Here is a 23,539-nt window from a genome sequence, read left to right on the forward strand (position 1 = left end):
TTCATCCGGAGTATCTATTAGGAAAGTTTCCTATGCAATATGTCGGCACATGGGAAAAGTCCCGGCATTCATCAGAAAACCGGTACCGTACCAGCCATCTCTGACGGATCACCGCATTTCGCAGGCCGACAAAGCAGCCCGCGAACGGCTCGCCACCCCACCCCCGTGCGCGCCGTCGGAGCCTCTGGAAGACCGCGAACGGGTTTGTCGGTCGGGGTCGCTAACGTTCGGCGCAGTTGCACAGCAGGGGTTGGAAAACCCCTGCTCATTCGACGTTCGTGCACGGTGAAAGGCGGGGACCGTTGGGTTGGCTGGCAGCGGGCGACGGGTATGAGGTCGCCCTCATAGAGGGCCGGGTGGCGGCGCGAGCCACCTCCGGCCGGGCGGCGGGACGGCAGCTGAAGTCGCTGCCGAAGGCATTGCGCGATCACCCCGAGGTGGACCGGCTGCGCCGCTTCGCCGAGTGGCTCGACCGGCACGCCACCGCGTGCGTGGCGCAGGTGGACCTCTGGATGGTCTCCTCCCTGCCGGTGCCGACCGGGCTGCTGGCCCGCGTGTGGCCGGACGAGGCGTGGCAGTCGGCCCTGCGGGACCTGGCCGTGGTCGGTGACGACCCCGACGAGGTCGGCTTCCTGCGGGACGCCACCGACAGCGGAGAGCTGCGGGTGGTCAACCTCGACGGCGAGACCGTACGCCTGTCGCCGCAGACGGTGACCCTGCCGCATCCCGTGCTGCTGCCCGACCTCGACGATCTGCGGGAGTTCGCCGCCGAGCTGGGCGTGGTCCAGAAGGTCGAGCAGATCCACCGGGCCACCTGGCGCAAGCCCGCCGACCTCAAGGCGACGGAGACGGCCGTGTCGGAGTTCTCCGGCGGCACCTACGACTCCAGGTTCGGCCTGGCCGCGCGGGCCACCGCGCTCGGCTACCGGGTCTCCGGCGGCTACGCCACCTGCCGGGTCCGCGACGGGGGCAGCCTCTCGGAGGCGACCGTGTGGATCGGCGAGCCCTACTGGGACGGCGAGATGACCACGGGCGACCTGAGCTGGCAGGACCTCGACGGCAGGACACTGCCGCTGCGCGAGGTCGGGCCGGTGGCCTGGTCGGAGGGGATGCGGATGGCCGCGACGCTCTACGCCGGGCGGCGGGTCGAAGAGGGGAAGGACGCGTGACGATGTCTCAGGCGGCGGAGTTGCTGAAGGCCGGGGCCGTGCTGCCGCTCGGCACCGAGGGGGGCGGCGAGCGGGCGGTGCCGATGACCGCCCGTACCTACCGCCATCCCGGACTGGACGACCGGGTGGTCGTGCGGCTGGTCGCCGGGGAGCTCGGCTCGGCCGAGGACTTGGCCGCGAGCTTCCTGGGCCTGGCGCCCGACGGGGAGCCCGCCGAGGTCGGCCTGGGCCTGCGGCGCTCGCTCGGCTTCCCCGAATGGGTGCTGGTGCACCACCCCGAAGACGGGCATCACGCGCTCGCCGTCGTGCCGGAGCTGGAGCGCGCGGCCCGGCAGGCCAAGTCCAAGCCGAAGGCCGCGCTCGACGCCTACCAGCAGCTGGCCGCTCAGCTGGCCGCGTCCGTGCCCCACTTCCTGCCCACGTTCTACGAGCAGAGCGGCCGGGTGTTCCTGGGCGTCGAGAACGCCGTCTACGCCGCGCAGATGTTCGCCAGCGCGCGCCGGGCCGAGGCGCAGCACGGGCTCGCCGTGGACGAGGACCGGCTCGACGAGGTGTTCCTGGAGTTCGCGCTGGCGGGGGCGCTGCCGGTCAAGGTGCTGTCCGGCTATGCCAAGGAGCTGGCCACCCGGGTGCCCGCCGACGAGGCGCTGCGCCGCTTCACGCGGCTGTGCGTACGGCGCACCGCGGGCGGGCTGCCGCCGTCGGCGCAGATGACGACGGACCTGCGCCGCCTGGCCAAGGCCGCCGGAGTCGACGTGGACGCGGGGGAGCAGGCCTACCTGGCCGAGCTGCTCGCCCTGCCGGCCACCCATCGGGCGGCGACGGGCTGGTGGAAGGCGCACCGTACGGGGATCGCGGCCCTGGCGTCGCGCGAGCCCGAGGTGCGGATGACGCTGCTGAACATCATGCCGCAGGCCCGGGACAACGAGCTGGCGGGCCTGTGGCTGGAGATCCTCGAGACGTCCGGCGCCACCGCCGGGCTGGTCTCCGGCGAGGTGCCGGAGCGGCCCGGCGACGGCAGCGTCGGCTGGCTCGAACGCTTCCTGAAGGCACGCAACTACGGCTGGCGGGTGCCGTCCCGCCTGCCCGCCCTCTACACGCTGGTGGAGCGGGCGGCCGGCCAGCTGCGCACCGAACTGACCGCGCAGCGGCGGACGCTGACGGTCACTTACGACGTCGACCTGCTCGACCTGCTGCTGGCCCTCGACATTCCGGTACGCGATCCCGATGACGGCGACTCGCTGCGGCTGGAGCCCTGGGCGAAGGGGGAGGGGCAGCGCGACCTGGTCGCCCTGGCCGCCGACGCCCGCTTCCGGCCCTCCTTCGAGCGCGCGGCCGACGGCTTCAGCGACGACGAGGACGGCCGGCGGGCCGTCCGCCTGCTGGCCACCTCCCCCGGTGGCCGGCCGATGCTGGCCGAATGGACCCGCAAGGTGGCCCTGCGCTCCACCGCCGCCGGGCTGCCGGACCTGCCCGACGCCCTGCGACGGCTGGCCTGGCTACCCGGCGAGGCGCTGGTCCTGGCCGAGGACGACGTACGCCGGGCGGCGGCGGCGCGGATCGCGCCGGTGCTCGCCCGCACCCTGCGGGCCGGGCTGTTCGACGAACTGGGCTGGCCGGCCTGGGAGGAGGCGGCCGCGTCGCTCGTACCGAAGAAGGACGTCGACGACATCGTCGTCGCCGATGCCTGGCCATACCTGCTCACAGCGGGCGCCGCACAGGCTCGGGTGCTCGGTCCCGAGGGCACCGTGCTCACCCACGACCTGCGCATCCCGGCCGGAGACACCTGGAGCGACATCGGCCTGCACTATGTGGACGGCGAGCTGCTCGTCTACTGGCAGTCCCGAGACCTCGACTATAAGCTGCGCGGCTACTGGCACACCGCCCCCGACCGTCTGCACCCGATGGAGGGCGCCACCAACACCCGCGGGACCCGCATGGACTGGTACCGCGGCGACGACGCGGTCACCCTGCCCCTGCCCGGCGGCGGGCGGACCACCGGCCAGGGGGTGCTGCACCGCGGCGACACGGCACTCCCCGAGGAGTCGTCGGTGATCACCGACGGCACCTCCTACTGGGTGTGGACCTGGGACGGCTCCGATTACCGCACCACCGACTGGTACGAGTACGACCCGGTCAGCGGACAGGTGGGCAGGCAGGGCATGCCCGCCTTCCTCGCCGACGCGCTCCGCGACGCCCCGGCCGGCAGCGAGTTCCACGCGGGCTGGGTGCTTCCCGCGCCCTCGGACGAGGCCACCCCCGTGGGCACTCCCGTGGGCGGGCTGTTCGGCTGGCGCGTGGTGCGGCTGCCCGACGGGTCGATGCGCGGTGAGGACGTCTCCGGCCGTACGTTCACCCTGGCGCCCGACGCCGGGACGCCGGCGCGCGCCCTGATGTTCCCCGGGGACGACCGGCCGCGGACCATCGTCAAGGGGGGCTACCGGCTCAACCTGGTCGATCCGGACGGCGTGGTCACGGCCGTGGCCCGCACGGACGACGCCCCCGGCCACTTCGCCATGGGCAGCCTCATCCTGCCCCCGGTGCGCTACTGGTGCTACCTGCGCCCGAGGGATCCGGAGGGCTCAGCGGCCCTGCGCGCCCTCGACCTGGACACGGCGGCGGCCCTGCTGGCGGTCGCCGGGGAGGGAGACCTGGAGGCGCGGATCCGTACGTTGCTTCCGCAGGTCAGCCATGACGCGCTCGTGGCCGGCATCGCCGGGGTCGTCCGCTTCGCCGGGTTCCAGCAGACCTCGCTGCACACCGTCGCGGCCAGGCTCTCCGAGGCGCTCGCCGGCGGACACCAGGAGCAGGCGCCCGCCGGTCCAGTGGACTCCCTGCTCGACCAGGCGCTCCGGGGACTCGGCGACTTCGTCGAATACTCCTGGCGCCTGCGGGACGACGGCGCCTTCCAACAGATCCAGACGATCGGGCGGCGGCTGGCGTCGGCATCGGCTCCGTCTGAGTCGGCTCCGTCTGAGTCGGGCTCTGCGGGGGTGGCCTCGTCGAGGCTGGGCCGCACTCACCTGGACCTGCCGGAACTGCCGGGCTCGGGCCTGCGATGGGACCCCCTCCTCGACGAGGCCGCCGCCCTGGCCTTCCGCGTCGCGACGGTGACGGTCGAGGAGGAACACCGCGCCACGCTGCACGAGCTGCTCCGCGTACTGAACGAGGCCGGGCTGCCCACCACGGCCGATCCGTCCCGCTGGCGACGGATGGACCTGCACCTCGACAAACGCCACCTGATCAAGCCCGACGGCAACTGGCGCGAGGGCAACTGGCTCGGGACCCTGCCGCTGGAGGATGGCGCGTTCCTCGCCTTCGTGAGCTCGGGATCCCCGGACGACTCCGGTTGCGTGTGGACGGTGCTGTTCCACGACCCGGCCGGGCGGTTCGACGTCCCCCACCCCTACACGGCCCGGTCCTCGGTCCCGGTCGGAGCGACGCGGGAGGCGGGCTGGCTGGAGGCGCTCTTCACCGAGCTGGCCGCGCGGGGACCCGCGCCCTGGCGGCCCGAGGCGGCCGAGGAGTTCGCCCGGCTCACCGGCGTCTCCGAGACGATGGCCCGGCTCATCGTGGCGGGTCTGCCGTCCGTGGACACGTACGAGCGCAACTTCCTCACCAAGGAAATCCGTACCACGATCGGCGTGAAGCTGGCCGATGCCGGCGTGGCCAGGGACGAGCTGCGCAAGACGGACGCCGGCATCCGGCGGGCGGTCGTCGCGGCGCTCCTGCCCAGCGACCCGGCCCGGCTCTGGAGCGACGGCCCGGACGTGGCCGCCGCGGCGGCGCTGTGGAACGACAAGGTCGGGCCGCAGGCGGCGATTCCCGAATGGCTGCTCGGGGAGGCGGCGCGCGCGGTGCGAACCGGCTGGGACACGAGCCGGGCGCTGCGCGCGGTCATCGATCCGGCCGCCACGCCGGAGCTGAGCCACGACCTGGCCTGGACCGTACGCGGTGACCGGGTCGCACCCGTCGACGACAACGCCACGGGGTTCACCACGAGCTCGCTGGTCGCGGCCGTCACCACCGCGCGGTGGCTGGCGTACCGGCTGCCCGCCGGAGATCCGATCCGGGCCGCGCTGCCGGCGGCGCTGGCCGCGGTCCGCGACCGGCTGGCCAACCCGGACCTGATGCTCGACCTGGGCCGATACGTCGACCTGCCCGCGTTCAGGAAGGCAGCGGGAGCCCCGACCGAGACCGGCCAGGGCTACGAGAGATACGGCGCCGTCGTCATGGCCACCCATGACGACAGACCCGCCCCCGGCATCCGCGTGGCGTCGCTGGACGCGGCAGGTGACGATCCGTACCTGCGCGCCCTGCTCGGCACCGAGGAGCCGTTCCCCGTCGAGATCGCGTTCCGGACCGCTCGCGACCCGCGGTTCGCGGCGCTGCTCGCCGATCCCGGCGACCCGGTGCAGGGGGAGCGGGATGCGGACGGGACGTGGTGGCCGCAGGATCCCACCCGCTCCGTGCCCGATCTGGTCATCGAGGTGGCGAAGGAGTACGGGCTCGGCGAGGACGCCGCGGCCCACTACCTGATGCTGCTGGCCCTGCCCGACCCCACCGACCGCAACGTCGCCCGGTGGACGGGCTGGAAGCCCGCCCGTCTCAAGGCGGCCCGCGCCGAGCTGGCCGCGACCGACCTCGTCGTCGAGGCGAGCCGCAGCCGGGCGGCGCGCACGCTGTTCCTGCCCGGCGGGTGGGCGGAGCAGTCGGCGCCGCTCCTTCCGCTGGAGCAGTGGAAGCTGGCCCTGTTCGACCTGACCACCTTCGACGGCATCCCGATCGATCCCGTCGCCGACCTCTACGCCAAGGCATGGCAGCGGGTGCTCGACGGCGACGTTCCCCGCTTCGAGGAGCTCAAGGTCAAGCGCGGACGGCGACGCTGAGCCCGCACCCTCCCCGACTCTCTTAAGGACCTCACCTCATGACCCTGACCGAAGACCGGGCTCCGGCCCGGCAGGTGCTCTCGGCCGAAGAGCGATACGCCGACGAGCTCGCCTTTCTCGCCTCCTACGACGACGGCCCCCGCCCGCCGGGCTGGGCGCTGACCCCGCGCGCGGTGGTGACCTTCATCTGCGGCAGCGGCGAGGAGACCCTGCAAGGGCCCACCTCCCGCATGAAGGTGGCCACCAAGTTCGTCGGCGAACGCGCCCTCGTCGAACGCTGCGTGGTGACCCTCGCCGGCGAACGCGGCCTGCTGCTGGTCGGCGAGCCCGGCACCGCCAAGTCGATGCTGTCGGAGCTACTGGCCTCCGCCGTGTGCGGCACCAGCGCGCTCACCGTGCAGGGCACCGCGGGCACCACCGAGGACGCCTTCCGCTACGGCTGGAACTACGCCCTCCTCCTCGCCCAAGGCCCCAGCCCCGCCGCGCTGGTCGACTCCCCGGTGCTCACGGCCATGCGCTCCGGCCGCGTCGCCCGGGTGGAGGAGATCACCCGCTGCCTGCCCGAGGTACAGGACGCCCTGGTGTCGATCCTGTCCGACCGGCGGGTCAGCGTACCCGAACTCGCCGGCACCGAAGACGCCCAGGTGGCGGCCTCGCCCGGGTTCACCGTGATCGCCACGGCCAACCTGCGCGACCGCGGCGTCTCGGAGATGTCGGCCGCCCTGAAGCGCCGGTTCAACTTCGAGACCGTCGACCCCATCTCCGACGCCGAGGCGGAGACCACCCTGGTACGCCGCCAGGCCACCGCAGTGGTCCAGCGCGCGGGGGCCGCCTTCGGCGTGGACGACGCGGTGCTCGACGCGCTGGTCACGGTCTTCCGCGACCTGCGCTCCGGGCGCTCGGCCGAGGGCTGGGACGTGGAGCGCCCCGGCACGGTCATGTCCACAGCCGAGGCCGTGCAGGTCGCGGCCTCGCTGGGGGTCGCGGCGGCGTACCTGCCCAGGGGGGACGTCCTCGACCTGGTGCCGGGGCACCTGCTGGGCGTCGTACGCAAGGACGATCCCGCTGATCACGGGCGGCTCCTCGGTTATTGGGACGGGCCGGTGCGACGGCGGGCCGAGGACGGCTCCGCGATGTGGCGCCGCCTCTGGGACCTGCGGGAGAACCTCCGTTGACCACCCAGGACATCGATCCGCCCGCCAAGACCCAGGACATCGATCCCCACGCCAAGTCCGTGGGCGCCGTTCAGACGGGCCGGTCCGTGGAGCCTGTTCGGTCCGGCCAGATCGCCCAGTCCGTGTGGGCTGTGCAGACCGGCGATCCTGCAGGGGCCGTCCGGTCCGCCCAGACCGCCGACTCCGTGCGTTCGGCCCAGGGCGTGCGTTCGGCCCAGACTGTGCGATCCGTACAGACTGCGCAGTCCGTTCAGGGAGCCGACGGCGACTGGGGCGATGATCCCAGGCGAGTGGTCGACGCACTGGCCGCCTCCGCCCGGCCGTACCTGCTGGGGGTGCGGCACCACAGCCCCGCGCTGGCGGTGGTCCTGCCCGCGCTGCTGGACGCCGCCGACGCCGAAGTGGTCTGCGTCGAACTGCCCGCGGACTTCCAGCCGTGGCTGACGCACCTGGCCGACCCCGGAACCGTCGCACCGGTCGCCCTCGCGGGGGCACGTGGCGACGGGGGGTTGGGTTTCTACCCGTTCGCCGACTTCTCGCCGGAGTTGGCGGCCATTCGATGGGCTTGGAAGCGCGGCGCCGAGGTGCTCTGCTGCGACCTCCCGCTGTCCGACCCCGGCTGGCACGCCACCGACCAGGCCCCGCTGCTACCGGGCCCGGCCGAGGGCTCCGGCACGTCGCACGGGACGCCGGCGGGTACGACCGAGGAGCCCAGCACGTCGTCGGATGCGGCAGATAAGTCAGGCGTCGTGGCTGATGCGGCGGCTGGGTCTGGCACGTCGTTGGATGTGGCGGATGAGTCTGGCACGGTGGCCGACCGGACAGATGGGCCCGGCATAGCGGCGGATGATTCAGGCACACAGCCCGGGGCTTCGGCAGGTGGCGTGGGCTCACGACGGATGTCTTTCGCCGAGGCGCTGGCCGCCGCGGGGACCGGCCGCGATGGGGACGACATGTGGGACCGGGCCGTGGAGGTCCTCGCCCCCGGCTGCGAACCCGAAGCGGTCCGCCGCGCCGCCCTCGGCGTCGGCTGGGCATTGCGCCGGGACGCGGCGGCGGCAGGCGGCGTCCCGGCCATGGATCTGGCCCGCGAGGCGCACATGCGCCGCGTCATCGCGGGCGCCGCGACCGGCGGTCGGCGAGTCGTCGCCGTGGTCGGCGCCTTCCACGCGCCCGCGCTGACCTGGCCCGACGCGGACGGTGCCACCGGCCCGTCCGCAGGTGACGGCAGTGCCGGTTCATCTTCGGGCAGCGGTACCGCTCCTTCGTCCGCGGGCGGTGGCATCATCAGCCCGTCCGCGGGCGACGGTTCGTCGTCGGTCACCTCGCTCGTGCCGTACGCCTTCGATCTGCTCGACTCGCGGTCCGGCTACCCGGCGGGCATCCGTGACCCGCGCTGGCAGCAGGCGGTGTTCGTGGCGGGCGGCGATCCCGAGCGGGTCAGGGACGGCGCCGCCCGCGCCATCACCGACCTGTGCCGGGAACTGCGCGCCGCCGGGCACACCGCGGGCACCGGGGAGGCCGTCGAGACGCTGCGGCTCGCCTGCGACCTGGCCCGGCTGCGCGGCCTGCCCGCCCCAGGCCGGGGCGAGTTGCTGGAGGCCGTGACGACCGTGCTCGGCCAGGGCGAGCCCCTGGGCAGGGGACGGGCTCTGGCCAAGGCGCTCGACACCGTGTTCGTCGGCACCGAACGCGGCCGGACCGCGCCTGGCACACCACGTTCGGGGCTCGGCCCGGCCGTCGAGGCGGATCTCGCCGCGCTCAGGCTCCCGTGCCCGGACGACCCCGAACGCCGTGAGCTACGCCTCGACCCGCTCCGCTCCGACCTGGACGCGCGCCGGGAGGTTCTCCTGCGGCGGCTACTGGTCTGCGGCGTCGGCTACGGCGAGCCGATCGAGGTGGTGGGTACGGGCGATTCCACCGCGCTCACCACCAGATGGCGGATGGCCTGGACCCCGGCGGTGCCGGCCCTGCTCGACCTGGCGGGCGTCCGCGGCGTGACCCTCGCCCAGGCGGCGGCCGGCACGCTGCGGGAGACCTTCCGCCGCGAATCCGCGGATGGGGGACCCACCTGCGCCCTGATCCTCGACGGGCTCCGTGCCGCGGCCGGCTGTGACCTGCCCGACCTGGTCGCGGACCGCCTGGCCGACGCGGCCGTCGCGCTGCCCGCCACCGCCACGCTCACCGAACTGCTCGATGCCCTCGACCTGCTGGAGGCGCTGCGCCGGCAACACCTCCCCGGCACCACGCCGGAAGACCGCGAGCGCGCCACCGAACTGGTCGGCACCCTGCTGGAGGCCGCAGTGCGCGCCCTGCCCGGCCTGGCGGGCAGCGACCAGCCGGAGGACGCGGTCGCCCTGGTCGCCCTCGCCTCGCGGGTCGGCGAAGAGCGCCTCGGGCTGCGGATGGACGACGCCTTGGCGGTGCTGGCGCGTACCGCGTCCCCGCTCATGCAGGGCGCGGCCCTGGCCGCCCGGGTGCTGCTCGACCTTGACAGCGCCGACGCGCTCGGCGACCGGGCCGCCGGCTGGGTCGACACCGCCACCGGCCCGGACGGGCGCCTTCGCCTGAGCCGCCTGCTGACCGGCGTACTCACGGCGGCGGGGCCGCTGCTCCAGTCGGCGCCGGCGGCACTCGACCCACTGATGGACCGCGTGGACGGCTTGTCGGACAAGCAGTTCCTCGACCGGCTGCCGGCGTTGCGCGGGGGGTTCGACACCCTCAGCCCGGCCGGCCGTACGCGGTTGCTGGGGGCGGTGTCGGAGCGGCTCGGCGACCGGCTCGACCTGGCGCTGGACGCGCCGCCCGCACTCCTCGCCCTCTGGACCGCCGCCGACTCCGCCGGCCTTGCCGCCCTGAACGCACTGCGGCTCCCCATGCCTGCCATGGCGGGCGCCGCATCCGACGAGCCGGACGGGCGGACCGTACGGGCTGGGCGGGAGGCGAAGGCAGCTCACCGTGAGAAGGCGGACGCGGACTTTTCCGAGCCGGAGTCCTCGCTGGGGGGCGAGGTGGATGCGGTCCTTCCCGAGTCCCCGTCGTCGCTGGATGGCGGAGCGGATGCGATCGTTCCGGAGTCTTCGTCGTCGCTGGGCGGTGGGATGGATGCGATCGTTCCCGAACCCCCGTCGTCGCCGGGCGGCAAGGCGGACGCGGCTCATCCGGAGCCCCCGTCAGCGCTGGACGGCGCGGCTCTCTCCGAACCCCCGCTCCCGCTCGACGAGGACGGGCGCGCTGAGCGGAGGCTGCTGCCGGCCGACCGGTGGCGGTTGCTGCTCGGGCGGGAGTCCGAGCGGCTCCCGGCCGACGCCCGCGCGTACGCGCGCGCCCTGGACGAGTTGTACGGCGCGGGACGCGGGGAAGGCGCCAACGACTTCGGGCCGGGCGGCGACTCCGGCGGCAGGGAGCACCCCTTCCCCACCGCCCGTGAGTGGGGCGAGGAACTGGAAGCCCTCTTCGGTACCGAGGTACGGGAGGAGGTGCTGGCCAAGGCAGCCGATGCCGGGCGCATCGATGTGCTCAGCGAGCTCGACCCCGCCTCGGTACGGCCGTCCGTCGAGCTGCTCACCTCCGTACTCTCGCTGGCGGGCGGCCTGCCGGAGCAACAGGTGGCCAAGCTGCGGCCACTCGTACGCCGCCTGGTGGAAGAACTCACCAAGGAGCTCGCGACGCGGATGCGCCCCGCTATGACCGGCCTGGCGACCCCGCGTCCGACCCGCCGTCCGGGTGGGCGGCTCGACCTGCCGCGCACCCTGCGAGCCAACCTGTCGCACACGCGTCGCCTCGACGACGGCCGGATCGTGGTCGTCCCGGAACGGCCGGTGTTCAGCACCCGTTCCCGGCAGGAGGCCGACTGGCGGCTGATCCTCGTGGTCGACGTGTCCGGGTCGATGGAGGCGTCGGTGGTGTGGTCCGCGCTGACGGCCGCGGTGCTGGCGGGCGTGCCCACGCTGTCCACCCACTTCCTGTCGTTCTCCACACAGGTGATCGACCTGACGGACCGGGTGGCCGATCCGTTGTCTCTGCTGCTCGAGGTGCGGGTCGGCGGGGGTACGCACATCGCCGCGGGACTCGCCCGGGCCCGGTCGCTGGTCACGGTGCCGAGCCGTACGCTCGTCGTGGTCGTCAGCGACTTCGAGGAGGGCTACCCGATCGGGGGCCTGCTCGGCGAGGTGCGGGCGCTGGCCGGGTCCGGTGTCCACCTGCTGGGGTGCGCGGCTTTGGACGACAGTGGCGTGCCCCGCTATTCGATTCCCGTCGCCCAGCAGCTCGTGGCGGCCGGTATGCCCGTCGCCGCCCTCAGCCCGCTCGCCCTCGCCCGATGGGTCGGCGACCGCCTCAGGGGAGAGAACCGATGAATGCCTCCACTTCGCTACCGCCGGTAGCACCGCAGGTGGTCGCCGCCGCGGTCGAGAGCCTCACGTCCCGGCTGCGCAAGAAGCTGGACGCGGCGATCGAGCAGTACGCCGCCGTGCCCGTCGTCGCCGATGCCGAGGGCATCCGGATCAGCTGTGGCGAGGACGCCGTGGTCACGCTCTCGCCGGGACCGTCCGGTGTGATCGCCGACGACGGTCAGGCGCGGTGCAGCTGCCTCCTGGCGCCCCGGTGTCTGCACCGCGCGGCCGTACTGAGTGCCTGCCCGGTGGCGGACCCGGAGTCTACGGAGGCGGACACCTCCGACGGCTCCCTCGTAGGTGCCGATTCGCTCGGCACCGATATGGTCGCGGGGTCCGCGCCTGTTGGGACGCCCACGGACTCGGCCGCAGAGCCCGCGCACGCGGCGATTGCGGGACCAAGCGCCGCGCGGGCAAGCACCTCAGCACCAGGCGCTGCCCAGGCCACAGGCCCGAACACCGCTCAGGCCCCAGGTCCGAACGCGACTGAGGCCGCAGGTCCGAACGCCGCTCAGGCATCGGGGACGGACGCCGCTCAAGCCGCAGGGAGGAACCCCGCTCAGGGCGCTCTGGGACCAGGCGTCGCTCAGGGGGCTGCGGGATCAGGTGTCTCTCAGGGGGCTGCGGGATCAGGTGTCGCTCAAGGGGCAGCGGGGCAAGGCGCCGCGCACGTGCCGGTTACCGCGCCGGGTTCCGCACAGGTGGCGGCCGCGTCAAGTCTGTGGGCCGCCGCCGCGGCCATCCTGTCGGCCGGAGTGCCTGCGGCCGGTGCGGTGCCGCAGGCCGAGCTTCTCAGGGCCGCGCACTCGGCCAGGCTGGCCGGGTTGCCCAAGGCCGAGGCCGCCGCTCTGCGGGTCGTACGCGGGCTGCGGGCGGCCCGAGCTCGACACGAGGGCCACCGCCTCGCCGACCTGGTGTCCGCGCTGCGCGAGCTCCTGCTCATCGCGGGTCGGCTGGCGGGGGCCGACCCCGACCCCGCGCTGGTCGGCAGCGTGCGCCGGAGCTATCAGCCGGGCGGGAGCCTGCGGGTGTACGGCGTCTTCCGGGAGCCGGTGATCAGTGCCACCGGCTATGGCGGGGTGGTCACCCACCTCGTCACGGAGGATGGCCGATGGTTCTCGGTGGCAGACGTCAAACCGGGCGGTCCGGCCCGCGCCCGTGGGGCCGCCACCGCGCCCGTCTCGATCGGCCCCGCCATGCTGAACCATGCCCAGTTGGTACGGGCGGGACTGCTGATCACCGGAGCCACGATCTCGCCGGACGGGCGTCTGGGGGCGGGCGGTGGCGTACGGGCTACCCCGGTGAAGGGGATGCCGTGGACGGAGGGGCCGATGGCGGCCCTGTTCGCCCGCCCGCTGGCGGAGGCGGTCGGCCCCCGGCTATCCGGGCACGCCTGGAGCGAGTCGGACACGGAGGACAAGGCACGCGAACCAGTTGGATGCGACCTGGTGATCGTGGGTGCGGCGGGCGACCACGTACTCGCCCGCGAACTACTACCAGCGAGTGACCATCTGGGCTCCCGCGAATCGCTACCCGAAAGCGAGCACGCGGACGCCCCACCACCCGAAAGCGGCCACGTGGACGCTCCCGGAGTGAGACCCGAAAGCGGCCACCTGGGCGCCCCCGGAGTGGGACCCGACGGCGTGCCATCACCCGATCCCCGGAACCCGTTACGTGCGCACGGCCCGCTGATCCGGCTCGTCCCGGCCACCAGCCACCCCGACCTGGCCCATGTCGCCAACCTCCAGCGGCTCGCGTCCCGCCCCGGTCTGCTGGTGCGGGTGGTGGGCAGGGTGGATCCCGACCGGGCGGCCACCCTGCGCCCGCTCGCGGTGGGCCCGGTGCCGGGCGCCGAGGCGACCCTCCGCCTCCCGGTCGAATGGCACGACCGGGCCGACCTCGGGTACGACCGTCTGCAGGGCTCCCATCTCCCACCGCAGGACGCGTGCCTGCCGGGGCGGCCGGGCGCCGGGACAGGGGCGGACCCGGTGGCGAGCGCACCGCTCTGGCGGGTTCGACGGCTGGTCGAGCTGGGCGTCTCCGGCGGGCGACGCGCGGTGGCCGAATCGGCGCGCAACGGTGACTCCCACGCCCCGCTGCACCGGGCCGGGTTCCGTTCGGCCGCCGACCTGGCGACCAAGCTCACCGCAGAGGCCGACCGCAGGTCACGCGACGTGTTCGGCCGGTTGGCGGACTCCGGCCCCGACCGGTACGCGTGGGCGTGGCTGGCCGCGGCCACCCACCTGGTCGCCACGGAACGGGCCATGATCCAGGCCTCCTGGCAGACGGATCATCCCATGTGATCGGGTTCGGTCATGAGCCGCCGATCTGCTACGCCGAGCCGAGGTGTGGAACACAATCTCTGGTTCGTCGGTCTGGTCGGCTCTTGCGCGGCGGCGGCGTCTCAGCGCAGGGTGGGGGTCATGTCCGGTTGCGGGCGGGCCCCCGGCCAGCAGCACCAGGCCAGGACGCTAGGGTAGGGGCAGCAGGCATCGCTGAGGGCAACGCCGCCGCCCTGACCATGGGCTCGAGGGGGACCGGAAACCGGTCCTCCTACGAAGAGGCGTTCGCCGTCGACATGCGTGCGCCGTACTTCCCCCGCGGCGGCTCGGGCCCCCACCATGCTCGCCGAGGGTAAAAGCAGCATCATCAGCTCGCTTGCCGCCAAGCTCGCCATGGTCAGGAATGTCGACATACGGAGCAACCAAATCCGCGCTGGAAGGACCCACCAGGCGCTGAGCTGCGGCTGCGGCCTGTGCTTGTAGGCAGTGATCAGCCTCCTGCCTACGCCCGATAGATATGTAGTTGATGAAATGTTCGCAAATGTGGGAGTAGAGCAATCCGGTGACTGATCCGACCATCATTTACACGCACACTGACGAGGCCCCGGCCCTGGCGACGTATTCCTTCCTGCCAGTGGTCCGGGCGTACGCCTCGCAGGCGGGTGTCGCTGTGGAGTCTCGTGACATCTCGCTGGCCGGGCGCATCCTCGCGGTCTTCCCCGAATACCTCAACGAAGACCAGCGGATCAACGACGACCTCGCGGAGCTGGGCGAGCTGGCCAAGACCCCCTTGGCCAACATCGTCAAGCTGCCCAACATCTCGGCCTCCGTCCCGCAGCTGAAGGCGGCCGTCGCCGAGCTGCAGGCCAAGGGCTACGCGCTGCCGGACTACCCGGACGAGCCGAAGACCGACGAGGAGCGGGAGATCCGCGCCCGTTACGACAAGGTCAAGGGCTCCGCTGTGAACCCCGTGCTGCGCGAGGGCAACTCCGACCGCCGCGCTCTCGCCTCCGTCAAGAACTACGCCAAGACCCACCCCCACCGGATGGGCGCCTGGACCGCCGAGTCCAAGACCAACGTGGCGACCATGGGCGTGGACGACTTCCGCTCCACCGAGAAGTCCGTCGTGATCTCCGAGGCCGGTTCGCTGCGCATCGAGCTGAAGGGGGACGACGGCTCCACCGTCGTGCTGCGCGAGTCCGTGCCGGTCCTCGAGGGCGAGGTGGTCGACGCCTCGGTGATGCGCGTCGCCGCCCTGCGCGAGTTCCTTACCGCGCAGGTCGCCCGTGCCAAGGCGGAGGGCGTCCTGTTCTCCGTGCACCTGAAGACCACGATGATGAAGGTCTCCGACCCGATCATCTTCGGTCACGTGGTGCGCGCCTTCTTCCCGGAGACGTTCGCGAAGTACGGTGAGACCTTCGCCGCGGCCGGTCTGACCCCGAACGACGGTCTGGGCGGCATCTACAAGGGCCTGGAGAATCTGCCCCAGGGCGCCGAGATCAAGGCATCCTTCGCCGCCGAGCTCGCCCAGGGCCCGGCACTGGCCATGGTCGACTCCGACAAGGGCATCACCAACCTGCACGTGCCGTCCGATGTCATCGTCGACGCCTCCATGCCGGCCATGATCCGCACCTCCGGCCACATGTGGGGCCCGGACGGCCAGGAGCACGACACGCTCGCGGTCCTCCCCGACTCCAGCTACTCCGGCGTCTACCAGGCCGTGATCGACGACTGCCGCGCCAACGGCGCCTATGACCCGTCCACGATGGGCTCTGTCCCGAATGTCGGCCTGATGGCACAGAAGGCCGAGGAGTACGGCAGCCACGACAAGACCTTCGAGATCCCCACCACGGGTACGGTCCGCCTTGTCGACCAGGCCGGCAACGTCGTGATCGAGCAGACGGTCTCCGCCGGGGACGTCTTCCGCGCCTGCCAGACCAAGGACGCCCCGATCAAGGACTGGGTGCAGCTCGCCGTCACTCGCGCCCGCGCCACCGGCGACCCGGCCGTGTTCTGGCTGGACGAGGACCGCGCCCACGACGCCGTGCTCATCGAGAAGGTCAAGCGGTATCTGACGGAGCACGACACCGAAGGCCTGGACATCCGCATCCTGTCCCCGGTCGAGGCGACCAAGCTGTCCGTGGAGCGCATCCGCCGCGGCGAGAACACCATCTCCGTCACCGGCAACGTCCTGCGCGACTACCTGACGGACCTGTTCCCGATTCTGGAGCTGGGCACCAGCGCCAAGATGCTGTCGAGCGTCCCGCTGATGGCGGGCGGCGGCCTGTTCGAGACGGGCGCCGGGGGCTCGGCCCCGAAGCACGTCCAGCAGCTGGTCAAGGAGAACTACCTGCGCTGGGACTCGCTCGGTGAGTTCTTCGCGCTGGTGCCGGCCTTCGAGCAGTACGCGAAGACGACCGGTAACCAGCGTGCCCAGGTCCTCGCCGACGCCCTCGACCGCGCCACGGCGACCTTCCTCAACGAGGACAAGTCCCCGACCCGTCGCGTCGGCGGCACCGACAACCGTGGCAGCCACTTCTACCTGTCCCTGTACTGGGCACAGGAGCTGGCCGGCCAGACCGCCGACGCCGACCTCGCCAAGGCGTTCGCCCCGCTCGCCGAGACGCTCGCCGCCAACGAGCAGAAGATCGCCGACGAGCTGATCTCCGTCCAGGGCAAGCCGGCCGACATCGGCGGCTACTACCAGCCCGATCCGGAGAAGGCCGCCGCGGTCATGCGCCCGTCGGTGACCTTCAACAAGGCGCTCTCGACCCTCGCCTGACCCACCGTCCAGATGGTCTCTGGCCGAAGCCCGGGGATCTGGGCGGCGCTGCTGCCCGGGAGAACCCGGTAGGCCAGGGATCATCCTCAAGGTGGGTCCCGGGGTAGACGAAAGGAGAAGGGACTCCCGCTGACCTCGCCATACGATCGGATACGTGACCGAACGTAAACCCCTGGTCATCGGGCCGTCCCTCTGGCGCTTCGCCGATCGCGCCATGCCCAGCACCCTGGGCGTGGTCGTGTTCCTGGCGACGTTTCTCTCGGCCGTGGGTCGCCCGGCCGCGCTCGTCGTCGGGCGGCCGCTCACGCTCGGCTCGGCGCCGGAGTTCGCGCTGGTTCTGGTCGTCGCGCTGGTGTCGGCGGGTGCGGTCTGGATGGTTCCGAGGCGGCGGTGGCCGCTGTTCGCCGTCGCCTTCGCGGTCCTGATCGCGTTCGGGGCATGGTACGCGCTCTGCGCCGCCTCCTACGTGGCGGCCACCACGTTCCGGCGGCGCGCTCATCTGGCGGCCTATCTGCTCGCTGTGGCCGCGGTGGGCATTCCGCTGCACGCCTTCGGGCCGTCCGAGTTCTGGCCTTCCATCGGCGCGTTCGCGCTGTTCGTGGCCCTGCCGGTCGTCGCCGGGCTGTGGGTCAACGCGCGCCGTGAGATGCTGCGCGAAAGGGCGGAGCTTCTCGAACGCGAGCAGACCGCCCGCGCCGAGCGGGCCCGCGCGCAGGAACGGGCCAGGATCGCCCGTGAGATGCACGACGTGGTCGCCCACCAGGTCTCGCTCATCGTGCTGCAGGCCGGAGCGCTCCAGGTGAACGCCCCTGACGAGGGCGTCGCGACGAGTGCCGCCCAGATCCGGGCGACGGGCAGGGAGGCTTTGTCGCAGCTCAGAGGGGTGCTCGGCGTGTTGCGTTCCCCCGACAGCGCGGGGCTGGCTCCCCAGCCGGTGCTGCGGGACCTCGACGGGCTGCTCGACCAGTCGCGAATCGCGGGCCTGCCGATCGTACGGCGCGACGAAGGGGAGCGGCGCCCGCTTCCGGCGGTGGTGGAACGTGCCGCCTACCGGGTCGTACAGGAAGCACTGACCAACATCCACAAGCACACGGACCGGGCCTCGGCGGAGGTGCGGCTGGGCTACACGCCTGCCGAACTCCTCGTGACCGTGACCAACGCGCCACCGGCCCGCCCCGTCGCGCCGTCACCCGGCAGCGGTCTCGGGCTGGTGGGTCTGCGCGAACGGGTCGAGCTCCTCGGGGGTGAGCTGAGCGCGAGCAGGGCGCCCGACGGCGGGTTCACCTTGAGCGCGCGCATCCCCGCCCACGATGGGGACACGACGTGATCCGCATTCCCGCCCACGATGGGGACGTCGCGTGATCCGGGTCCTGGGTACGCGCATCCCCGCTCTCGAAGGAGGCGTCGCGTGATCCGGGTCCTGATCGTCGACGACGAGGCGCTCGTACGGACGAGCCTCACCCTGATCCTGCGACCGGCCGAAGGCATCGCGGTCGTCGCCGAAGCCCGTGACGGTCGCGACGCCGTCAACGCGGTGGTCCGCTACCGGCCGCACGTCGTGCTCATGGACGTACGCATGCCCGGAATGGATGGCATCGCGGCCGCCGAGGAGATCGGCCGCCTCGCCGACGCCCCGAAGATCATCATGCTGACGACGTTCGATCTGGACGAATACGTTCATAACGCCCTGCGCGCCGGGGCGGTGGGCTTTCTGCTGAAGGACTCCGAGCCGGACGACCTCGCCGACGCCATCCGTACCGTGGCATCCGGTAGCGCGATGCTCGCGCCCACCGTCACCCGGCGGCTGATCAGCATGTTCGCCGAGAGGAAGAGCTCCCGAGGCGATGTGGCCCGGGAGCGGCTGGCGGCGCTCACCCCGCGCGAGACCCTGGTGCTGCGTGCGGTGGCCCGTGGGCTGTCCAACGTCGAGATCGCCGGAGAGCTGTCGATGAGCGAGGCGACCGTGAAGGCCCACGTCAGCCGGGCACTCGGCAAGCTCGACCTGGCCAACCGGGTCCAGGCCGCCATCCTCGTCCACGAAGCCGGCCTGGACGCCTGAGCGCGCACCTCGGTTGCGCCGGAAGATGATTTCTTCCTGTCGCTGAGCGGCGTGGAGATGCCGTTGCCGCCGGGTTCCGCCGGGCGAACGCCCAGCCGAAGATTAATGTCCGGCAAACGCCCTCGCAGTGCCCTGGAAAGAGCTCTCCGGCGGACTGAAAATCTACAGTTATGCAGAACTCACGACGCACCGCAATCGCAATCGCGGCATTTGCCGCCCTCCTCGGAGCCGCCTCACCCAGCGCCGCCGCCGCCTCGCAATCAACATCGTCCGCGGCCACTTCCCTTGTCGCTCCTCCGTGTGCCCAAGGATTGGTGTGCGCATGGACAGAGCAGAACTACGCGGGCAGCAGAGTTTCCTGGTATCCGCCTACATCGGGATACTGCTGGGGGACCGGGGGCGTGAGTCAGGCCTTTTACTCGGTGTGGAACGCGACTTCTTCCATTATTCGCGTCTGGGAGCTTCCCAATTGCACCGGCCGCAATGCATTCGTCGATCCGCAAAGCGGGCAACCCATCACGCCGTTCCCGGTAAGGGCTTTGTCCCCCAGCGCGAACTGACAGCGGCCCTTGGGCCTGTTCGTCACAGTTGTCGCCGTGGGGGTGCGCTGATCACGCCGGGCCGGCCGGTCGCGGGCCCACCGGCCTGCATCTTCCGGCAGGCCAGTGCTCCTTTCGTACCGCTCCTTTCCAGGGGAGCCACCGCCCACCCGGGGGCGGTTACGGCTCGTAGTGGACGTGGATCGAGGTGATCTGGTCGTTGAAGTCGGCGCCGACGTAGTTCACCTGGGTCCAGTTGTGCCAGTAAGTGTGCTTGCCCTGATACGCCTCGTCGGTCCACACGTTGACGTAGTTACAGCGGGAATGGCCCTGTCGCCACGAGGACATCGTGTCGTTGAAATCACCGAGATTGCGGATGCCGTAACCCGCGGTGTCGCAGGGGCCGGCCGTTCCGTTCCAGTTCTTCACGGTGCCTCCCATGTTGATGTCGGTGGCCAGTTGCAGGAGCAACGTGCTGGCGGTGGTGCCCGCGGACTTGGCCGCCGCCTCCTCGGTGTCCGCGCAGGCCTCGCGGACCACCCGGGAGAACTTCTCACCCGGCTTGATCGGGTCCAGCAGAACAGAGCAGTAGCGCGTTGGGGCCGGCTTGGCAGCGGATGCCGACGCCGGCGCGGCTGTGGCGCCGCAGGTCACCAGTAAGGCGAGCGCGGCCAGGCTGAGCCCGCGGGTGGACTGGTGTGCCGAGAAATTCATGGGTGCTCCAGTTTCGCGATTTTCGGTCGTTGCTGATTTTTCGAGAGGCGCCGAAGTGCTCGCAATTCTTGCCATGATCGCCGGGATGTTCTTTACCTTTTCATCGCTACAGTCCATCGGGCCAGGGCGCGGACCGGACACTTACCGGACGTTCTGGGTTGGCATTGCGCATGTCGTCAACACCACCTGTATTTTTCAGGCCGCTTGCTGATATCGGTTGATCAGCCGGCCGCGATGGCCGTCAATGGGTCGGTACGGGCGGCGCGACGGGCCGGCCAGGCGGCGGCCAGCGCACCGATGACGATCATGCCCGCGAACGCCTGCCCGACGACCCCGTACGGCAACGCGAAGCCGAGAAGCTCCTGACCGAGCATGGCGTGCTGCATCACCGCCCCGGCCGCCACCCCGACCACGATGCCGAGCAGCGCCCCGCAAAGAGCGATGGCCAGGCTCTCCAGCTGGATGGACCGCCTGATCAGGCCACGGCTCGCGCCGATCGCACGGACCACGCCGATCTCCCGCGTACGTTCCATGACCGACAGCGCCAACGTGTTGACGACGCCGAACAGCGCCACGATGACCGCGATGCCGAACATGGCGTACATCACCAGAAAGCCCAGCTCCTGCACGCGGACGGCGTCGGCCACGAGCCCGTCGCGGTCGGTCAGGGCGACGTCGGGACGGGCGCGGAAGGCGGCGTCCAGCGCGCGCCGCACACCGCCGGGGTCGGGGCCGGTCGCGTAGATCGTGGTGATCTCGCCGTCCATCCGCGCGGGGGCCAGCGCGGCGTCGAAGTAGACGCTGGCCGAGAACTCGCTCGCCTCGTACAGCCCGCCCACCACGACGTCCACGGACGCCGTCGCGTCGATCACCAGCGTGACCCGGTCCCCGAGGCCCAGTCCGAGCATGGCGGCCTGATTGCGCGCGACGAGTACGCCACGGCGCAGGTCGGCCGAGCCCGCGACCACCTTGGGACGCAGTACGGTGCCCATGGCCGCGGGTTCGACCGCCGAGACGATCCGCTCGGCGGTGCCGCCCGCGTAGCGGAGCTCCGCGAGCAGGTCGCGGCTCGCGGCGGCCGTGGTCACGCCGGGCACCGCCCTTACCTTGTCCAGGTCGGCCGGTGCCAGCCGCGCCTCGCCTCCGGCGGCCGGTCGCAGGACCGTCGTCGTGGTCGGGACGGTCATCCGGATCGTCGAGCCGATCAGCCCGGCGAACGACTCGCTGACCGTGGCGAAGGCGCAGACGAGCGCGAGCCCGATCATCAGCGCGCTGGCCGTCGCGGCCGTACGGCGTGGATCGCGGGCCGCGTTGCGTACGCCCAGCCGCAGTGCGGGACCGCCGTGACGGGCGGCGAGCCGGTCCAGCGGACGCAGCAGCACGCCGACGATGACCGGGGCGAGGAGCACCACGCCGACGGCGCCGGTGGCCGCCGACGTCAGGGCGACGACCCGTGAGAGGGTGCCGCCGTCGGGATCGGCGGTGGCGGCGACCCCGGCCGCGCCCGTGACCAGGGCGGCCAGGCCGAGCAGGGAGCGCGTGCGACGCGCCGCCTCGGGTGCCGCCGCGTCCGTCCGCAGGGCCGCCATCGGCGAGACGGCCGCCGCCCGGCGCGCCGAGCCGTACGCCGCCAGGACCGTGACCAGCACGGCGACGGCGTACCCGGACACAACTCCGGTAGCGGAGACGGCGAAGGCGATCTCGTCCCCCGGGCGCAGGACGGAGATCAGCAGCGGCGCCAGCCCCAGGCCGAGCAGCACGCCGAGCGTCCCGCCCACCAGCCCGAGCACGGTGGCCTCGGCCAGGACGGTCCAGCGGACCTGGCGGCGGCGGGCGCCCACGGCGCGCAGCAGCGCGAGTTGGCGGGTCCGCTGCGTGACGAGCATCGTGAAGGTGTTGGCGATGACGAACGTACCGACCAGCAGGGCCACCGCGCCGAAGGGCAGCAGGGTCTCGCGCAGGTCCCGGGCGTCGTCCTCAGCCGCGCGCCTGGCCCGCACGGCCAGCTCCGCGCCGGTCGAGGCGCGGTAGCCGGACGACGCGGCGAGCCGTTTGACCGTGCCGGGGGAGTGGGTTGCCAGCTCTATCCGGGCGAAACGGTCCCCGAGCGCCTTGGCCGCGGTCACCGGGTCATAGGCCACGCTCGGCGCCGAGTCCTCGCCGCCGAGCGGCCGGTAGGCGAACACGCCGACGACCACGGAAGTGTCGATCCGGCCGTCGGCGAGCAGGACGCGTGCCTGCCCGCCGACCGGGCGGCCGGTCGCCTCCGCGAGCGCGACCTCGCCCGCCCGAGCGGGGGGCCGCCCGGCGAGCAGCTTGAACCGTCCGCTCGCGTCCCAGCCGGTGCCCGCCGTGGCAAGGTCGCCGGGGACGACCTTGCCGCCGTCGCCCACCAGCCCGGCGCGCCCGCGCAGCACGCCGATCGCGCCGGTGACGCCGGGCAGCGCCGCGAGCCGATCCCGGTCTCTGAGCGTGAGCCCGTTCCGGTCCCCGGGCGCGAGCCGGTCGCGGTCCCCGGGCGCGACGGGGCCCTCCACTGAGACGGGAGGCCCGACAGGGCCCTCCGCTGAGACGGGAGGCCCGATGGGGGCTTCCACGGAGACGCCCACGTCCGTACGCGTCGCGCCATCGCCCGCCAGCGCGATCGTCACCATCTCCGCCACGCCGAAACTCGCGACGACCACCGCGACGCCCAGCGCGACCGCGACCAGCGTCATGCCCACCCGGGCCTTGTGCGCGAGCAGGTCGCGCAGCATCGCTCGCAGCATCAGCGGGCCGCCGTCTCGAGCGACTTCATCCGGTCGAGTACGCCCTCGGCCGTCGGATCGCCCATGTCCCCCACGATCCGTCCGTCGGCCAGGAACAGGACGCGGTCCGCGTAGGCGGCGGCCGCCGGATCGTGGGTCACCATGACGACGGTCTGGCCCAGTTCGTCCACGCTGCGGCGCAGGAACGACAGCAGCTCGGCGGACGCGGCGGAATCCAGCGCTCCGGTGGGTTCGTCGGCGAACACGACGTCCGGCTTCGTGACGAGCGCGCGGGCGCAGGCGACCCGCTGCTGCTGGCCGCCGGACAGCTGACTCGGCCGGTGGCCCAGCCGGTCGCGCAGGCCCACCGCGTCGATGATCGCCTCCAGCGCCGCTCGGTCGGGCCGGCGCCCGGCGAGGTCGAGGGGCAGGAGGATGTTCTCCAGTGCGGTCAGGGTGGGCAGCAGGTTGAACGCCTGGAAGACGAACCCGATCCGGTCCCGGCGCAGGTCAGTCAGCCGGTCGTCGGACAGTACGGAAAGCTCGGTGTCCCCGACCCAGACCTGGCCTTCCGTCGGCTGGTCGAGTCCCGCGACGCAGTGCATGAGCGTGGATTTGCCGGAGCCGGACGGACCCATGATCGCGGTGAACCGTTCGCGGGTGAACTCCACGTCGACGTTGTCGAGGGCGACGACGCGGACGGTATCTGAGCCGAAGGTCTTGGTCAGACCTCTGGCATGTACGGCGAAAGTCATGCCCGCATCGTCACGGTGGCGACACCGCGCTCAC

13 protein-coding genes are annotated in these 23,539 nt (G+C 72.2%); 9 read left to right on the top strand and 4 right to left on the bottom strand.

All coding sequences use genetic code 11. The features are described from left to right. Positions 1-302: 302 nt before the first annotated feature. Genes ACQP2T_RS27490 through ACQP2T_RS27505 form a run of 4 tightly spaced genes read left to right on the top strand, consistent with a single transcriptional unit; the run spans position 303 to position 11,591 of the window. Complete coding sequence (locus ACQP2T_RS27490) at positions 303-1,169, top strand: DUF4132 domain-containing protein (protein WP_433518926.1); 867 nt, start codon at positions 303-305, stop codon at positions 1,167-1,169. A 2-nt stretch (positions 1,170-1,171) separates the two neighbouring features. Beyond that, positions 1,172-6,058: a DNA-binding protein gene (locus ACQP2T_RS27495; protein WP_433519838.1), complete on the top strand. Its 4,887-nt coding sequence runs from the start codon at positions 1,172-1,174 to the stop codon at positions 6,056-6,058. Positions 6,059-6,096: 38 nt separating this feature from the next. Then, on the top strand, positions 6,097-7,233 hold the full coding sequence (locus tag ACQP2T_RS27500; RefSeq protein WP_433518927.1) for an ATP-binding protein: 1,137 nt from the start codon (positions 6,097-6,099) through the stop codon (positions 7,231-7,233). After that, entirely contained in the window at positions 7,230-11,591 is a 4,362-nt protein-coding gene (locus ACQP2T_RS27505) for a DUF5682 family protein (RefSeq protein ID WP_433518928.1), read from the top strand. The genes ACQP2T_RS27500 and ACQP2T_RS27505 overlap by 4 nt, the downstream gene beginning before the upstream one ends. 14 nt (positions 11,592-11,605) lie before the next feature. Here ACQP2T_RS27505 and ACQP2T_RS27510 read toward each other — a convergent pair whose 3' ends face one another. Then, the gene (locus tag ACQP2T_RS27510) at positions 11,606-11,848 is read right to left on the bottom strand and encodes a hypothetical protein (protein WP_433518929.1); all 243 of its coding nucleotides are present in this window, start codon (positions 11,846-11,848) and stop codon (positions 11,606-11,608) included. A gap of 450 nt (positions 11,849-12,298) precedes the next feature. Between ACQP2T_RS27510 and ACQP2T_RS27515 the strand changes: the two genes are divergently transcribed. From ACQP2T_RS27515 to ACQP2T_RS27535, 5 genes are all read left to right on the top strand, one after another. After that, positions 12,299-13,930 (top strand): hypothetical protein, encoded by a 1,632-nt coding sequence (locus tag ACQP2T_RS27515; protein ID WP_433518930.1) that lies wholly within the window; start codon positions 12,299-12,301, stop codon positions 13,928-13,930. A gap of 541 nt (positions 13,931-14,471) precedes the next feature. Continuing rightward, a complete protein-coding gene (locus ACQP2T_RS27520) occupies positions 14,472-16,691 on the top strand; it encodes an NADP-dependent isocitrate dehydrogenase (protein WP_433518931.1) in 2,220 nt (739 codons plus the stop codon). 154 nt (positions 16,692-16,845) lie between these two features. Then, positions 16,846-18,018, top strand: a complete 1,173-nt coding sequence (locus ACQP2T_RS27525) for a sensor histidine kinase (RefSeq protein ID WP_433518932.1) — start codon at positions 16,846-16,848, stop codon at positions 18,016-18,018. A gap of 81 nt (positions 18,019-18,099) precedes the next feature. Continuing rightward, a complete protein-coding gene (locus ACQP2T_RS27530) occupies positions 18,100-18,750 on the top strand; it encodes a response regulator (RefSeq protein ID WP_433518933.1) in 651 nt (216 codons plus the stop codon). A gap of 170 nt (positions 18,751-18,920) precedes the next feature. Next, complete coding sequence (locus ACQP2T_RS27535; protein ID WP_433518934.1) at positions 18,921-19,310, top strand: peptidase inhibitor family I36 protein; 390 nt, start codon at positions 18,921-18,923, stop codon at positions 19,308-19,310. A gap of 159 nt (positions 19,311-19,469) precedes the next feature. Here the strand turns inward: ACQP2T_RS27535 and ACQP2T_RS27540 are convergent, their stop codons facing one another. The 3 genes from ACQP2T_RS27540 to ACQP2T_RS27550 form a co-directional block, all read right to left on the bottom strand. After that, positions 19,470-20,003 carry a hypothetical protein gene (locus ACQP2T_RS27540; protein ID WP_433518935.1) on the bottom strand — a complete coding sequence of 178 codons (534 nt, stop codon included), beginning with the start codon at positions 20,001-20,003 and terminating at the stop codon, positions 19,470-19,472. Positions 20,004-20,224: 221 nt separating this feature from the next. Beyond that, the gene (locus ACQP2T_RS27545) at positions 20,225-22,771 is read right to left on the bottom strand and encodes an FtsX-like permease family protein (protein WP_433518936.1); all 2,547 of its coding nucleotides are present in this window, start codon (positions 22,769-22,771) and stop codon (positions 20,225-20,227) included. After that, positions 22,771-23,505: an ABC transporter ATP-binding protein gene (locus tag ACQP2T_RS27550; protein WP_433518937.1), complete on the bottom strand. Its 735-nt coding sequence runs from the start codon at positions 23,503-23,505 to the stop codon at positions 22,771-22,773. The genes ACQP2T_RS27545 and ACQP2T_RS27550 overlap by 1 nt, the downstream gene beginning before the upstream one ends. Positions 23,506-23,539: the final 34 nt, after the last annotated feature.

The organism is Nonomuraea sp. CA-143628, assembly GCF_050942315.1.
Classification (GTDB): domain Bacteria; phylum Actinomycetota; class Actinomycetes; order Streptosporangiales; family Streptosporangiaceae; genus Nonomuraea.